This is a genomic window from Streptomyces sp. NEAU-YJ-81 (assembly GCF_017592595.1).
GTDB classification, from domain to species: domain Bacteria; phylum Actinomycetota; class Actinomycetes; order Streptomycetales; family Streptomycetaceae; genus Streptomyces; species Streptomyces hygroscopicus_B.
On sequence record NZ_JAGFNO010000009.1, the window covers coordinates 141173 to 154786 of the forward strand.

A 13614-nucleotide genomic window follows, 5' to 3' on the forward strand; every position below is an offset into this window, starting at 1 on the left:
CCAACGACAACAAACAAGCCGAGCACACACCACGGTGCCCGCGTCGTCGAGGACGGACGACGCGGGCACCGTGCGTGGCGTATGCGGCTAGCGGCGGCCCGTGGCGGGCACCGTGGAGTCGAAGGCGTGCAGCGCGCCGTTGACCGGCCGGATGTCGGTCACATTCAGACCGGCCTCGGTCATCCGCGTCACCATGCTGTCCTCGGTGTGCTTCCGGCCGCCCACGTTGAGCAGCAGGAACAGGTCCATCGCCGTGGTGAAGGAGGAGGGGCTGTTGTCGACGAGGTTCTCGATGACGACCACCCTGGCGCCGGGCCGCGCCGCCGCGACCACGTTGGCGAGCGTCCGGCGGGTGCTCTCGTCGTTCCATTCGAGGATGTTCTTGATGATGTAGAGGTCGGCCTCGACGGGGACCTCACGACGGCAGTCGCCGGACACCAGCGTCGCCCGCGAGGCCAGTGGCCCGCCGTCCCGCAGCCGCGGATCGGCGTTGGCCACCACCTGCGGCAGGTCCAGCAGCGCGCCCTGCAGCGCCGGATGCCGCTCCAGGAGGCTCGCCAGCACATGGCCCTGGCCGCCGCCGATGTCCACCACGTCCTTGACCCCGTCGAGGTCGAGGAAGGCGGCGACATCGGCGGCGGACTGCCGGCTGGAGGTGGTCATCGCGGCGTCGAACACCCGGGCCGACTCGGGCGCGTCCTCATGGAGATAGGCGAAGAAGTCCTTGCCGTAGATCTCATTGACGACACAGCCGCCGCCGCGTACCGCCCGGTCCAGCAGCGGCCACGCCTCCCAGGTCCACGGCTCGGTGCACCACAGGGCGATGTTCCGCAGACTGCCCGGGGTGTCCTCGCGCAGCAGTCGGGACATCTCGGTGTGCCGGAAGTGGCCGTCCGCGGTCTCGGCGAAGATCTGACAGCAGGCCAGGGAGCGCAGCAGCCGGCGCAGCGGATCGGGCTCGACGTCCACGGCGGAGGCCAGTTCGCCGATGGAGGCGGGCTGCTCGCCCAGCGCGTCGGCGATCCGCAGCCGGACCGCGGCACGCACGGAAGCCGCCCGTGCGGCGCCGAAGACGATCTCCCGCAGTTGCATGGGCGGCGGGAGCGCGGCCGGTGGGGGCTGTGCCGCGGCCGCGGGGGTGGTGGTGTCCACAGTGGTCATGACGTCGCCTCTCAGCACCGGCCCGTGGGCGCGGACAGCTCGCACACGTTGTCGGTGAAGGTGTTGTCGGGGCCCTTGTCCCGGTCGGCCAGGTCGGCGGGCTTGTTGCCGCTCATCACGTTGCGGCTGATGGCGTTCTTGGCATTGGGGGCGCCCACGGTGCTGGTGAACAGCACGATCCCGCCGGACATGGGCGAGGTGCCCACGTTGCCGGTCACCTGGTTGCCCGTCACCCGGGTGCCCTCGGTGCCGGTGAGCACGATGCCCGCGCCCTGGATGAAGGGGAGCCGGTCGGTGGCCTCGCAGTAGGCGTTGTTCTCGTACACGGAGTTGTGGCGGACGTTCAGGTCCCCGGCGCGCGGGGTCGATTCGTCGCCGACGACGAACACCCCGGCGCAGTTGCCGGTGACGGTGTTCCGCTCGACGGTGAGGTCGCGCAGCCGGCGGACCACGACACCGGTCCGGTTGCCGCTGAGCTGGTTACCGGCCACCAGGGTGCCCAGGGCGTCGGTGGCGCCGCCCTCGGCGTCCATGGTGTTGGCCAGGAAGATGCCGGACTGCTTGTTGCTCCGCGAGACGTTGTCGGCAAAGGTGCCGCGGGTGGACATCTCCTGCCCCATGCCCTGCTGGCCGTTGTCCTCGGCGACGGTGTCCCGCACGGTCATCCGGTCGGTGCCGGAGCCCCAGATGCCGTTCTTGGCGAAGCCGGTGACCTTCAGTGAGCCGATCCGTACATCCGAGACGGGGTCTTCGGCCGTCCCGGTGACGCAGATGCCGTGACCGGCCGCGCCGCAGGCGTTGTCCGACGGCTTCGCGGCCGGGGAGAGCACGGTGCTCTCGCCCGCGCCGAGCAGGGTCAGCCGGTCGGTGGTGATCTGGATGTTCTCCCGGTAGGTGCCGGGCCGGAGCTCGATGGTGTCGCCGGGCTTGGCGGCGTCCACGGCGGCCTGGACGGACTGGCCCGGCTGCACCACATGGCGGGTCGCGGCCTGGCCGGCGGGGTCGACGGGGGCGGCGTGGGCTCCGGGGAGCTGGGCGAGTTCGATGACGAGGACGGCCGTGAGGCCGGCGAGGTGACGAAGTTTCGGAGTGCGCATGAACAGGAAGCTAGGTGCGCTCCGCACCACTCGCCACTTATGATCTACCTGTCACCTTTGCGCCGTATTCCCCCACTTGGCCCCCTATTCGAGCACGCGCGAGGCCCCGACCGGCAGATCCCACAGCTCCTCGCGCGGGCGGCCGGTGGCCTCCCAGGCCGCGCGGATCCGGTGCAGCGGCTCCAGAGGCGGCTCGGCCGAGAGCAGGAAGGTCGACCAGTGCATGGGCGCCAGCACCCGCGCCCCCAGGTCCTGATGCGCCCGTACGGCGTCCTCCGGATCGGTGTGCACCCCGTCCAGCATCCAGCGCGGCTCATAGGCGCCGATGGGCAGCAGCGCCAGATCGATGCCCGGGTAGCGGCGGCCGATCTGCCGGAACCAGTGGCCGTAGCCGGTGTCCCCGGCGAAGTACACCCGTCGGCCGCCGGGCGCGGTGATGACCCATCCGCCCCACAGCGAGCGGCAGGTGTCGGTGAGGGTGCGCTTGCTCCAGTGGTGCGCCGGGACGAAGTCGAAGCGGACCGGGCCGTCCTCGCCGGGCAGTTCGGCCGCCTCCCACCAGTCGAGCTCGGTCACCCGGGTGAATCCGCGGGTCCGGAACCAGCCGGCGAGCCCGGCCGGGACGAAGACCGGCGTCGTCCTCGGCAGCCGTTTGACCGTGGGTGCGTCCAGATGGTCGTAGTGGTTGTGGCTGATGACGACCGCGTCGACGGGCGGCAGATCCTCCCAGCGGACCCCCACCGGAGTGACCCGGGCCGGGGTGCCGAGGATCCTGCGGGACCAGACCGGGTCGGTGAGCACGGTGAGCCCGCCGATCCGCACCACCCAACTGGCGTGTCCCGCCCAGGTGAGCGCGGTCCGGCCGGGGACAGGGAGCGGCAGCGGCCCCGGTTCGAAGGGCAGCTCGGGGATCTGGCGGAGCGACTCCACGGACGGTCTGAGCCGCCCCTCCCGAGCCAGCCGGGCCACCGCCCGCACCCCGGGCAGCGGGGAGGTGAGCCGATCTGCGAACGACGGCGGCCAGCGGCGGATCTCGTACAGCGGACGGGGGGCGGTCGGCTCGGGGGTGGCTGGACCGGGGGCGGCCGGTTCGGAGGTGAGCGACTCGGGGGCGGCCGGATCGGGGGCAGCCGGATCGGGGCTCGGCGGCTCGGAGGTGGCCGACTCGGGGGCGACCGGATCAGGGGCCGCCGGACCGGAGGTGGCTGGCTCGGAAGTGGCCGACTCGGGGGCGACCGGACCGGGTCTGGCTGGCTCGGAAGTGGCCGCCTCGGAGGCGACCGGACCGGGGGCGGCCGACTCGGGTCTGGCCGGGAACGGCCGGGGCCGTTCGGCCGGTTCCGCCGGGTCGGCCTGCTCGGCGTGGTCGGTCATGGCCTGGCTCCCTTCTCTCTCTGGTCCGGCCCTTCCGTGCCGGCGCGTCATGGCGGCGGTCCCGGGCGGCTCAGGCCACCGGACCGTCCTCGATCAGGTCACGGAAGGCCGTCTCGAAGGCGGCCAACGCCGCGGCCACATGGGGCAGTTCCAGCGGATCCGGCGCCTGGAGCGCCCGCAGCCGCGACTCCTCCGCCGCCCCGAGCAGCGGCAGCGTCGCCAGCCGGAGCCGCAGGGTGTGCGGGGGGTCGCCGAAGCGATGACCCCCGGCCACGCTCCGGCCGATCCGCCGCACCAGCTCGCGCTCCAGCTCCACCGAGTCGGTGATGCCACGGGCGGCGAGCACCCCGCGCAGCTCGTCGAGGTCGGCGTAGAGATGGCGGCCGGCCTGCGGCGGGCGGGCCAGCGCCCCGACGGCGGTCAGCGCGCGGTAGGCGGCCGCGGCCACGGCCCCGTGCGCCCGGGCCGCGGCGGCCATCCGGCCCCGGACCGGCTCGGGCTCGCCGAGGGCGTACGCGGTGGCCGCCGTGATGGACGCGGGCAGCCCGGAGCGTACGGCGGTGAGCAGGGACAGCACCCGGCCGCGCAGCTCCACACCGCGCTCGGTGGCCGGGAACCGGGCGATCGCGGCGGGCCAGCCCGCCGGGGTGAAGGCGCCCACCAGATCGGAGAGCACGATCACGTTCTCCGGGCTCATCTCGGCGGGGCTGAGCAGCACCGTGCCGTGCGGATGGTGGACGGTGTCCCGCCAGGTCTCATCGCTGACGATCAGCAGCCCCTCGGCCACGGCCGCCTCGCACACCTCGTGCAGCAGCTCGGGCGGGGCCACGGTGCCGGTGGGGTCGTCGGCCACCGACAGCAGCAGGACCCTGGGCACCCCGCCCTCGGCGCGGATCCTGCGGACGATCTCCAGCAGCGCGAACGGATCGGGCAGCCCACCGCATTCGGCCGGGACGGGCGCGTGGTGGGCGCGCCGGTTCACCAGCCGCACCAGCGGCGCGTACCAGGCGGCGCAGGGGCGGGGCAGCAGCACATCGCCGCCGGGGGCCGAGGCGAGCAGCGCCAGCAGCAGCGGCTCGGCGCCGGGGGCGACCACGACATGCTCCGGGTCGGTCCACAGCCCGCGCCGCGACCAGTAGCCGCAGGCCGCCGAGCGCAGCCCGGCCGAGCCGCCGACCGGCTCCGGCGCGGTGTGACCGGCCGTCGCGACGAAGCTGTCGAGCAGCTCCGGGAGGACCGGCAGCCCGCCGTCGTCCCGGTCCGCCGGAGCCGGGGCGGTCCACTGCCGCTGCATTCGCCACACCTCCGCCCGTGCCGGACGCGTCACCGCCTGCGTATGTCCACCTTCGCAGATCTCCGGCGCCGTTTCGCGGAAGGCGGCCGGGGGACCCGGGCGCCATGACAGCCATGCCGGAACAGCACGATGTGGTGGACGTCCTCACCGCGGACCACCGCACGGTGCGCAACCTCTTCGAGGGGTACCGCGCCACCACCGACCCCGACCAGCGGCGGCAGCTCGTCGACCGGATGACGGTGGAGGTGGTGCGGCACTCCGTGGCCGAGGAGACCTATCTGTACCCCACGGTCCGCAAGGCGCTGCCGAACGGCGACCGGATCGCCGACGAGGAGATCGAGGAGCTGACCGAGGCCGAGCGGATCCTGTCCGACCTGGACGCCGTGGACCCCCGGGACCGGCGGTTCGACCCGCTGGTACGGGATCTGATGGACGTGGTGTCCATGCATATCCGCGGCGAGGAGGATCTCGTCTTCCCCGAGCTGCGGGAGCGGCTCACGCCCGAGGAGCGGATGATGCTGGGCCTGCGCGTCGGTGAGGCGGCGGCCGCGGCGCAGGGCGTGCCCCCGGTCAGCCCGGAAGGTCCCGGTCCGGGCCGGACGCTGGCCGACCGCGTCCGGGAGCGGCTGACCGGTCGAACGCGATGAGCTCCTTCTCCAGGCCACGGCCGCGGGTGCGCACCACGGTCTCGGCGAGTTCCGCCAGTTTGTTGTTGGTCCGCTGGGAGAGCCGGCGCAGCAGATCGAACGCCTGGTCCGCGTCGCAGCCCAGGACGTACATGACGATGCCGCACGCCTGGTCGACCACCGGCCGGGTGCGCAGCGCCGTGTCCAACTGGTCGACCTGGACGAGGGCGGCGCGGTAGAGCCGGTCCCGGGCCATGCTCTCGGTGGCCAGGTCGCCGAGCAGCTCGGTGGCGCCCTGGGCGGCCTTCTTCAGGGGGCCGGGGCGCAGCCCGTAGACCGAGACGGTCACGGTGAGCCCGTCGCAGACGAAGGGCAGGGTGGCGGTGGACCGGACGCCCGCGTCCAGCGCCCGGGCCCGGTAGCGCGGCCAGCGGTCGTCGTGGAGCAGATCGTCGGCGCCCGCCGGGCGGCCGGTGTCGAGCGCCGCGAGGATCGGGCCCTCCCCGGCGCGCATCTGGACCGACACCAGCGCGGACAGATCGGGGTGGGTGGCCGCCGTGGTCCGGTCGGCGGCCGCGGCGCCGGAGGACTCCTCGGCGAGCACGGCGGTGGCGGTGGCCCCGCAACTGTCGGGCGTGCCCGCGGCGGCCTGCTCGGCCAGTTCGGCCAGGCCGCGGCCGAGGGACGGCGCGTCGGTCTGGCAGGCCGTGCGGATGTGCGTACGGTCGGGCATCGCCGGGTCCGCTCCTTTCGCTCCGGTGCGATGTGCGCTTACGGCCCCGTCCCCGTCCGGGGCCCCGATTTCTTCGCCTTCCCACGGCATTGAGCGGAAAACGACACCCGGGCCGTCCGCCGCGTCCGGTCAGGCTACGGTGTGCCCATGCCAGGCGCTCAGGAGTTTGGTGCGGAGCTCACAGATTTCCGCAGACGGGTGGACGAATTGCGGACCGCGCGGGCCTCGCTGCCCGCGCAGGAGCGGCTGTCCTTGCTGGACGCCGCTCTTTTCGAGCTCCAGCATGTGGCCGACGTGCTGTGGCCGCGGTACGAGGGGCTGACGGCGGCCTCCCGGAGCCCCGGCGGGGGCCGGGCCGACCCGCAGGAGCAGCAACTGCTGCGGGCGCTGTTCCAGCGGCTGCCGGTCCCGGCGGTCCTGCTGGACCGCGACACCGTGGTGCGGCGCATGAACTTCGCCGCCACCCAGCTCTTCAACACCCGCGCCGGATATGCCACCGGGCGCCCGCTCGCCGCCTCGCTGCGGCGCGACGGTCAGGCGGCGCTGCGCTCGCAGGTCGCCGCGGTCGCGCGCGGCGAGGGTGACCGCAGTCTGACGGTGCGGCTGTCGCAGCCGTCGGCCGACGGTGAGGTGCGGGTGACCCTGGCCGCGCTGCGACCGCCGGGCGAACCCCATCCGGCGGTGCTGGCGGCGTTCCAGCCCGGGATGACCGGCCCCCCGGTGGTCGAGGGGACGGCCAGGGCGCGGCGCCCGGAGTCCCGGCCGGACCTGGCGGAGGTGACCCGCCATGCCGAGCTGCTGGACCTGGCCGACGACATGGCGGCGGCGCTGCTGAGGGTGGCGCTGGCCGGGGGCGGTCCGGAGGCCGTGCTGGCCAGGGCCGCGGAGGTGCTGCACGGCCGGTTCGCGGACTGGGTGATCGCCGACCTGGCCCCGGAGAGCGGTCCCGGCGCCCCGCGCCGGGTGGTGGCGCTCGGCCCGCGGGACGCGGTGGGCGACCGTACGGCCTCCCTGGCCGAGCAGGACCCGGCCGACTGCCCCCTGGTGGTGGACGCGCTGTCCGACGGGGTCTCCGCGCTGCGGGTGAGCCCGGCCGACGCCGACGCCTTCGGCCGGGACGCGACGGGTGCGCCCGTGCTGGTGCGGGAGGAGGTCACCTCGCTGCTGTGCATACCCCTGCGCGCCTCCGCCACGGATCCGGTCCGCGGGGCGCTCACGCTCTTCCGTACGGGCGGGCGCGGCGCCTTCGAGATGGCGGAGGCGGGCGTGGCGGACCGGATCTCCCGCCATGTCGCCCTGGCCATGCCGCGTACGGCTCCGCGCGCCCCGGCGCCCGGGGCGTGACCCGGCGGGGCGGCGAACCGTAGGTACACCGGGCGCGGGCGCGTGCCCGCACCAGGCATGTGCCCGTCAGCACACCGGGCGCGTGCCCGCCCCGACACCGGGCGCGTGATCGTCCCAGCACCGGGCGCGTGTCCTCAGCGCACCCCCACGTGCCCGTCCCACGCCGGATCAAACGAGGTTTCCTTCACCGGGCGCCGGTTACCCGTCGCATCTGCCGACATTCGCCGGCTCCGCGCTCGAGGAGGGCCCATGACCGAGTACGGCTATTTCCTGGCCGCCGAAGAACACGGGCCCGCGGACCTCGTCGAGCAGGCCCGGATGGCGGAGCAGGCCGGTTTCAACGCGTTGTGGATCTCCGACCACTACCACCCCTGGAACGAGGCCCAGGGCCAGAGCCCCTTCGTCTGGTCGGTGATCGGCGCACTCGCGCAGGCCACCAGCCTGCCCGTGCAGACCGCGGTGACCTGCCCCATCATCCGTACCCACCCGGCCATCGTGGCCCAGGCCGCCGCGACCAGTTCGGTGCTGCTGGAGGGCCGCTTCCGGCTGGGCGTGGGCAGCGGCGAGGCGCTGAACGAGCATGTGCTGGGCGACCGCTGGCCGCCCGCGCCGATCCGGCTGGAGATGCTGGAAGAGGCCGTGATGCTGATGCGCCAGCTCTTCGAGGGGCGCCGCGTCACCCATCACGGCAAGCACTACACGGTGGAGAACGCACGGCTGTACACGGTGCCCGAGGAGCCGGTGCCCATCGACATCGCCGCCTTCGGATCGGCCGCCGCCGCGCTGGCCGGGCGGGTCGGCGACGGCTTCATCACCACCGTCCCGGACGCGGAGCTGGTGGCCCGGTTCCGGCGCGGCAGCGGCGCCGGGGGCAACAGCAAACCGGCCCGCGGCGGGGTGAAGGTCTGCTACGGCCCGGACCGCGCCGAGGCGCTGCGCACCGCCCACCGGCTGTGGCCGACCGAGGCGCTGCCCGGCGAGGTGCTGTCGACGCTGACCACCCCGGGCCAGTTCGAGCAGGCCGCCCGGCTCGTCACCCCCGAGCGGCTGGCCGAAGAGGTGGTCTGCGGGGATGACGTGGAGGCGCATATCGGCGCGCTGACCGCGTATGCCCACGCCGGATTCGACACCGTCTACGTCAACCAGATCGGCCCCGACCAGCGGGGCTTCTTCGACTTCTACCGCACCAAGGTGCTGCCGCAGGTGGCCCGCTGAGAACCGCCGCGGGGGGCCGACTGAGGGGCCGCCACGGGCGCCCGGCGGGGAACGGCCCGCCCCGAACCGTGAGAACGGCTGAACCACCGAGAGGAGCGATGACCCACCATGACCATGAAAGTGGCCGACTACATCCTCGCCCGACTGTCCGAGTGGGGTGTCGAGCATGTCTTCGGCTACCCGGGGGACGGCATCAACGGCCTGCTCGCCGCATGGGGGCGGGCCGAGAACGAGCCCCGGTTCATCCAGGCCCGGCACGAGGAGATGGCGGCCTTCGACGCCGTCGGCTACGCCAAGTTCAGCGGGCGCCTCGGGGTGTGCGCGGCCACCTCGGGCCCCGGCGCGATCCACCTGCTGAACGGGCTGTACGACGCCAAACTGGACCATGTGCCGGTGGTGGCCCTGGTCGGCCAGACCCACCGCAGCGCGATGGGCGGCTCGTACCAGCAGGAGGTGGATCTGCACAGCCTCTTCAAGGACGTGGCCTCCGACTTCCTGGAGACGGTCACCGTCCCCGAGCAGCTGCCCAACGTCCTGGACCGGGCGATCCGCACCGCCTACGCCCGCCGCGCCCCCACCGCCGTGATCATCCCGGCGGATGTGCAGGAGCTGGACTACTCCCCGCCCACCCATGAGTTCAAGATGGTGCCCTCCAGCCTGGACCGCAGCGGCTGGTCCGCGGTGCCGTCCAGCACCGCGGTGGAGCGGGCCGCGGAGGTGCTGAACGCGGGCGAGCGGGTGGCGATCCTGGTCGGCCAGGGCGCCGCCGGGGCGCGCGAGGAGGTCCAGCGGATCGCCGAGACCCTCGGCGCCGGTGTCGCCAAGGCGCTGCTCGGCCTGGATGTGCTCAGCGATGAACTGCCCTATGTCACCGGGTCCATCGGGCTGCTGGGCACCCGGCCCTCGTACGAGATGATGCGGGACTGCGACACGCTGCTGACGATCGGCTCCAGCTTTCCGTACGCCCAGTTCCTGCCGGAGTTCGGCAAGGCGCGCGGCGTTCAGATCGATCTCGATCCGCACATGATCGGGATGCGCTATCCGTACGAGGTCAATCTGGTCGGCGACGCGCGCGAGACGCTGCTCCGGCTGCTGCCGCAACTGGAGCGCAAGAAGGCGCGCGGCTGGCAGGAGGAGATCATCTCGGCCGTACGGCGCTGGCGCGAGGTGACATCCCAGCGCGCGGAGGTGTCCGCCGACCCGATCAACCCCGAGTATGTGGCCCACTGCCTGGATCCGCTGCTGCCGTCCGACGCCATCATCACCTGCGACTCCGGCTCCGTCGCCAACTGGTACGCCCGCCATCTGCGGATGCGCGGCGAGATGCGCGCCTCGCTGTCGGGCACGCTGGCCACGATGGGCTGTGGGGTGCCGTATGCGATCGGCGCCAAGTTCGCCCATCCGGACCGGCCGGCGGTGGCGCTGGTCGGGGACGGCGCGATGCAGATGAACGGCATGGCGGAGCTGATCACGGTGGCCAAGTACCGCCAGACGTGGGAGGACCCCCGGCTGGTGATCGGCGTCTGGAACAACCAGGACCTCAACCAGGTCACCTGGGAGATGCGGGCGATGGGCGGGGCGCCGCAGTTCCTGCCCTCGCAGGAGCTCCCCGACGTCTCCTACGCGCGGTTCGCCGAATCGCTCGGCATCACCGGCATCCGGGTGGAGAAGCCCGAGCAGGTCGAGCAGGCGTGGCGCGAGGCGCTGGCCACGGACGGCCCGGCGGTCGTGGAGTTCCTCACCGATCCGGCCGTACCGCCGATCCCGCCGCATGCCACCTGGGAGCAGATGGAGGCCACGGTCGAGTCGATCATCAAGGGCGACTCGGACCGGGCGGGCATGGTCCGCCAGGGCCTGAAGGCGAAGGTGCAGGAGTACCTGCCGCACCGGAAGAAGGCCGCGGAGGACAAGGCCACGGACGACGCCTGACGTACCCATGGCCACCCGTAACCCCTGAGGTACCCGTTTCGACCCCGTCCGCGCTGGCTACCCGCCGCACCGGACGAATGCGATACCCGGACCGGAAGGACGTGAGCAGCAATGAAGGTCGCCTTTCTCGTCGCCCCGGAAGGCGTGGAACAGGTCGAGCTGACCGACCCCTGGCAGGCGGTCCGGGACGCCGGGGGCACCCCTCGTCTGGTGTCCACCAAGCCCGGCCGCATCCAGGCGTTCAACCACCTCGACAAGGCGGACACCTTCGAGGTCGACCAGGTGGTCAAGGACGCCACGGTCGGGGAGTACGACGCCCTGGTGCTGCCCGGCGGGGTCGCCAACCCCGACTTCCTGCGCCTGGACAAGGCGGCCGTCGCCTTCGCCAAGGGCTTCTTCGACGCGGGGAAGCCGGTGGCCGCGATCTGTCACGCCCCCTGGACGCTGGTGGAGGCCGATGTGCTGCGCGGCCGCACCCTGACCTCCTGGCCGAGTCTGCGCACCGACATCACCAACGCCGGCGGGACCTGGGTGGACGAGCAGGTCAAGGTCTGCACCAGCGGTCCGGGCGCCCTGATCACCAGCCGTAAGCCCGATGATCTCAAGGCGTTCTGTGAGGCGTTCCTGGAGGAGTTCTCGAAGACGACGAAGGGATCGGCATCATGACGGAGGACCGCAAGGAGCGGCAGCGCGACCACTACCGCGCCCCCGACCCGGCCGAAGGACCGCTGACCACCGACCAGGGCGTGGCGGTCGACCACACCGATGACTCCCTCACCGTGGGCGAACGCGGCCCGACGCTGATGGAGGACTTCCACTTCCGCGAGAAGGTGACCCACTTCGACCATGAGCGCATCCCGGAGCGGGTGGTGCACGCGCGGGGCGCGGGCGCGTACGGCTACTTCGAGCCGTACGAGTCCTGCGCGGAGTTCACCCGCGCCGCCTTCCTCCAGGATCCGTCCGTGCGCACCCCGGTCTTCGTACGGTTCTCCACCGTGCAGGGGCCCCGGGGCTCGGCGGACACGGTGCGGGACGTGCGGGGCTTCGCGACGAAGTTCTACACCTCGGAGGGCAACTACGACCTGGTCGGCAACAACATGCCGGTCTTCTTCATCCAGGACGGGATCAAGTTCCCCGACTTCGTGCACGCGCTCAAGCCGGAGCCGCAGAACGACATCCCGACCGGCGCCTCCGCCCATGACACCCTGTGGGACTTCGTCTCCCTGCAGCCCGAGACCATGCACATGATGATGTGGCTGATGTCGGACCGGGCGATTCCGCGCAGCTTCCGGATGATGCAGGGCTTCGGGGTGCACACCTTCCGCTTCGTGGACGCGCAGGGGCGCGGCACCTTCGTGAAGTTCCACTGGAAGCCGAAGCTGGGCGTCCACTCGCTGGTGTGGGACGAGGCGCAGGAGACCGCGGGCCGCGACCCGGACTTCAACCGGCGCGATCTGTGGGAGGCGATCGAGGCGGGGCAGTACCCCGAGTACGAGCTGGGGGTGCAGCTGATCCCGGAGGAGGACGAGTTCAACTTCGACTTCGATCTGCTCGACGCCACGAAGCTCATTCCGGAGGAGCAGGTGCCGGTGCGGCCGATCGGCCACATGGTCCTGAACCGCAACCCGGACAACTTCTTCGCGGAGACCGAGCAGGTGGCCTTCCACACCGGGAACGTCGTCCCCGGTATCGACTTCACCAACGACCCGCTGCTGCAGGCCCGGAACTTCTCGTATCTGGACACCCAGCTCATCCGGCTGGGCGGCCCCAACTTCTCGCAGCTCCCGGTCAACCAGCCGGTCACCCCGGCCCGGACCAACCACCGGGACGGCTACCACCAGACCATGCTCCACAAGGGCACCAACTACTCCCCCAACTCACTCGGCGGGGGCTGCCCGGCCCTCGCGGGCGCGGACGGCTATGCCTTCTCCCACTACGCGGAGCGGATCGAGGGCCACAAGATCCGCAAGCGGAGCGAATCCTTCAAGGACTTCTACAGCCAGGCCGCGCTGTTCTGGAACAGCATGAGCGACTGGGAGAAGCGCCATATCGTGGACGCCTTCCGCTTCGAGCTAGGCAAGGTCGGCGCGGTGCATGTGCGCGAGCGCACGGTCGAGCAGCTGGCCCGGATCGACTACGACCTGGCATCGCAGGTGGCCCAGGGCATCGGCGTGGCGATGCCGGAACCGGGCGCCAACAACCACAAGCCGCAAGCCTCGCCCGCGCTGAGCCTGGAGAACCTCCAGGGCGACGGCTCGATCCGCACCCGCCAGATCGCGGTACTGGTCACGGACGGGGTGGACACCGTCCAGCTCACCCAGGCCCAGGAGGCACTCACCGCCCAGGGCGCCATCGTCGAGGCCCTCGCCCCGCACGACGGCAAGGTGGTCGGCGCCGACGGCAACGGCTACGCGGTCGACCGCGCCCTCCCCACGGTCGCCTCCGTCCTGTACGACGCCGTCCTCCTCCCCGGCGGCCCCACCGGCACCCCCGACCTGGCCTCCGACAGCGCGGCCATGCGCTTCGTCCGCGACGCCTACCGCCACGGCAAACCCATCGGCGCACTCGGCTCAGGCGTCGGCATCCTCTCCTCCCTCGACCCGCAGGGCCTCCACATCGCCTCCGGCCACGGCCACGTCTGCGCGGACCGCGGCGTGGTCACGGACACGACGACGGGCGCGGCGAGCGAAGAATTCACCAGGGCCTTCATCGAAGCGATATCGGCCCACCGGCACTGGGACCGCCCGCGGGTCCGCTGCTGAATTCCGCGGGGCGCGGTGGGCCGGTAAGCGGGCGGGGGGTGTGGAGCGGAGTGTCCTCCGCTCCACACCCCCCGCCCGT

At 72.4% G+C, this 13614-nt stretch carries 11 protein-coding genes; 6 read left to right on the plus strand and 5 right to left on the minus strand.

The genetic code is table 11. The features are described 5' to 3' along the window. Positions 1-87 precede the first annotated feature (87 nt). From J5X86_RS21680 to J5X86_RS21695, 4 genes are all read right to left on the minus strand, one after another. Positions 88-1161 carry a methyltransferase gene (locus J5X86_RS21680; protein ID WP_208518404.1) on the minus strand — a complete coding sequence of 358 codons (1074 nt, stop codon included), beginning with the start codon at positions 1159-1161 and terminating at the stop codon, positions 88-90. An 11-nt stretch (positions 1162-1172) separates the two neighbouring features. Next, on the minus strand, positions 1173-2258 hold the full coding sequence (locus J5X86_RS21685; RefSeq protein ID WP_208518405.1) for a nitrous oxide reductase family maturation protein NosD: 1086 nt from the start codon (positions 2256-2258) through the stop codon (positions 1173-1175). An 84-nt stretch (positions 2259-2342) separates the two neighbouring features. Then, entirely contained in the window at positions 2343-3632 is a 1290-nt protein-coding gene (locus J5X86_RS21690) for an MBL fold metallo-hydrolase (RefSeq protein ID WP_243981030.1), read from the minus strand. Between the two features lie 70 nt (positions 3633-3702). Beyond that, the gene (locus J5X86_RS21695; protein WP_208518406.1) at positions 3703-4926 is read right to left on the minus strand and encodes an aminotransferase class I/II-fold pyridoxal phosphate-dependent enzyme; all 1224 of its coding nucleotides are present in this window, start codon (positions 4924-4926) and stop codon (positions 3703-3705) included. Positions 4927-5030: 104 nt separating this feature from the next. On the opposite strand from J5X86_RS21695, the gene J5X86_RS21700 reads away from it, so the two are divergent. Further along, positions 5031-5573 carry a hemerythrin domain-containing protein gene (locus tag J5X86_RS21700; protein WP_208518407.1) on the plus strand — a complete coding sequence of 181 codons (543 nt, stop codon included), beginning with the start codon at positions 5031-5033 and terminating at the stop codon, positions 5571-5573. Here J5X86_RS21700 and J5X86_RS21705 read toward each other — a convergent pair. Further along, positions 5497-6285, minus strand: a complete 789-nt coding sequence (locus tag J5X86_RS21705; protein WP_208518408.1) for an ANTAR domain-containing response regulator — start codon at positions 6283-6285, stop codon at positions 5497-5499. The genes J5X86_RS21700 and J5X86_RS21705 overlap by 77 nt on opposite strands. A 147-nt stretch (positions 6286-6432) precedes the next feature. Between J5X86_RS21705 and J5X86_RS21710 the strand changes: the two genes are divergently transcribed. From J5X86_RS21710 to J5X86_RS21730, 5 genes are all read left to right on the plus strand, one after another. Continuing rightward, positions 6433-7629, plus strand: coding sequence for a PAS domain-containing protein (locus J5X86_RS21710; RefSeq protein ID WP_208518409.1), 1197 nt, complete (start codon positions 6433-6435; stop codon positions 7627-7629). Between the two features lie 249 nt (positions 7630-7878). Beyond that, positions 7879-8844: a TIGR03557 family F420-dependent LLM class oxidoreductase gene (locus J5X86_RS21715; RefSeq protein ID WP_208518410.1), complete on the plus strand. Its 966-nt coding sequence runs from the start codon at positions 7879-7881 to the stop codon at positions 8842-8844. Positions 8845-8952: 108 nt separating this feature from the next. Beyond that, positions 8953-10773: a thiamine pyrophosphate-requiring protein gene (locus J5X86_RS21720; RefSeq protein ID WP_208518411.1), complete on the plus strand. Its 1821-nt coding sequence runs from the start codon at positions 8953-8955 to the stop codon at positions 10771-10773. 111 nt (positions 10774-10884) lie between these two features. Beyond that, positions 10885-11439, plus strand: coding sequence for a type 1 glutamine amidotransferase domain-containing protein (locus J5X86_RS21725; protein ID WP_208518412.1), 555 nt, complete (start codon positions 10885-10887; stop codon positions 11437-11439). Next, a complete protein-coding gene (locus J5X86_RS21730; protein WP_208518413.1) occupies positions 11436-13535 on the plus strand; it encodes a catalase in 2100 nt (699 codons plus the stop codon). Before J5X86_RS21725 ends, J5X86_RS21730 begins: the two co-directional genes overlap by 4 nt. The last annotated feature ends 79 nt before the right edge of the window (positions 13536-13614 follow it).

Coding starts and splice junctions, on each gene's coding strand:
- J5X86_RS21680 (WP_208518404.1), bottom strand. CDS start 1,161: ATGACCACTGTGGACACCACCACCCCCGCGGCCGCGGCACAGCCCCCA.
- J5X86_RS21685 (WP_208518405.1), bottom strand. CDS start 2,258: ATGCGCACTCCGAAACTTCGTCACCTCGCCGGCCTCACGGCCGTCCTC.
- J5X86_RS21690 (WP_243981030.1), bottom strand. CDS start 3,632: ATGACCGACCACGCCGAGCAGGCCGACCCGGCGGAACCGGCCGAACGG.
- J5X86_RS21695 (WP_208518406.1), bottom strand. CDS start 4,926: ATGCAGCGGCAGTGGACCGCCCCGGCTCCGGCGGACCGGGACGACGGC.
- J5X86_RS21700 (WP_208518407.1), top strand. CDS start 5,031: ATGACAGCCATGCCGGAACAGCACGATGTGGTGGACGTCCTCACCGCG.
- J5X86_RS21705 (WP_208518408.1), bottom strand. CDS start 6,285: ATGCCCGACCGTACGCACATCCGCACGGCCTGCCAGACCGACGCGCCG.
- J5X86_RS21710 (WP_208518409.1), top strand. CDS start 6,433: ATGCCAGGCGCTCAGGAGTTTGGTGCGGAGCTCACAGATTTCCGCAGA.
- J5X86_RS21715 (WP_208518410.1), top strand. CDS start 7,879: ATGACCGAGTACGGCTATTTCCTGGCCGCCGAAGAACACGGGCCCGCG.
- J5X86_RS21720 (WP_208518411.1), top strand. CDS start 8,953: ATGACCATGAAAGTGGCCGACTACATCCTCGCCCGACTGTCCGAGTGG.
- J5X86_RS21725 (WP_208518412.1), top strand. CDS start 10,885: ATGAAGGTCGCCTTTCTCGTCGCCCCGGAAGGCGTGGAACAGGTCGAG.
- J5X86_RS21730 (WP_208518413.1), top strand. CDS start 11,436: ATGACGGAGGACCGCAAGGAGCGGCAGCGCGACCACTACCGCGCCCCC.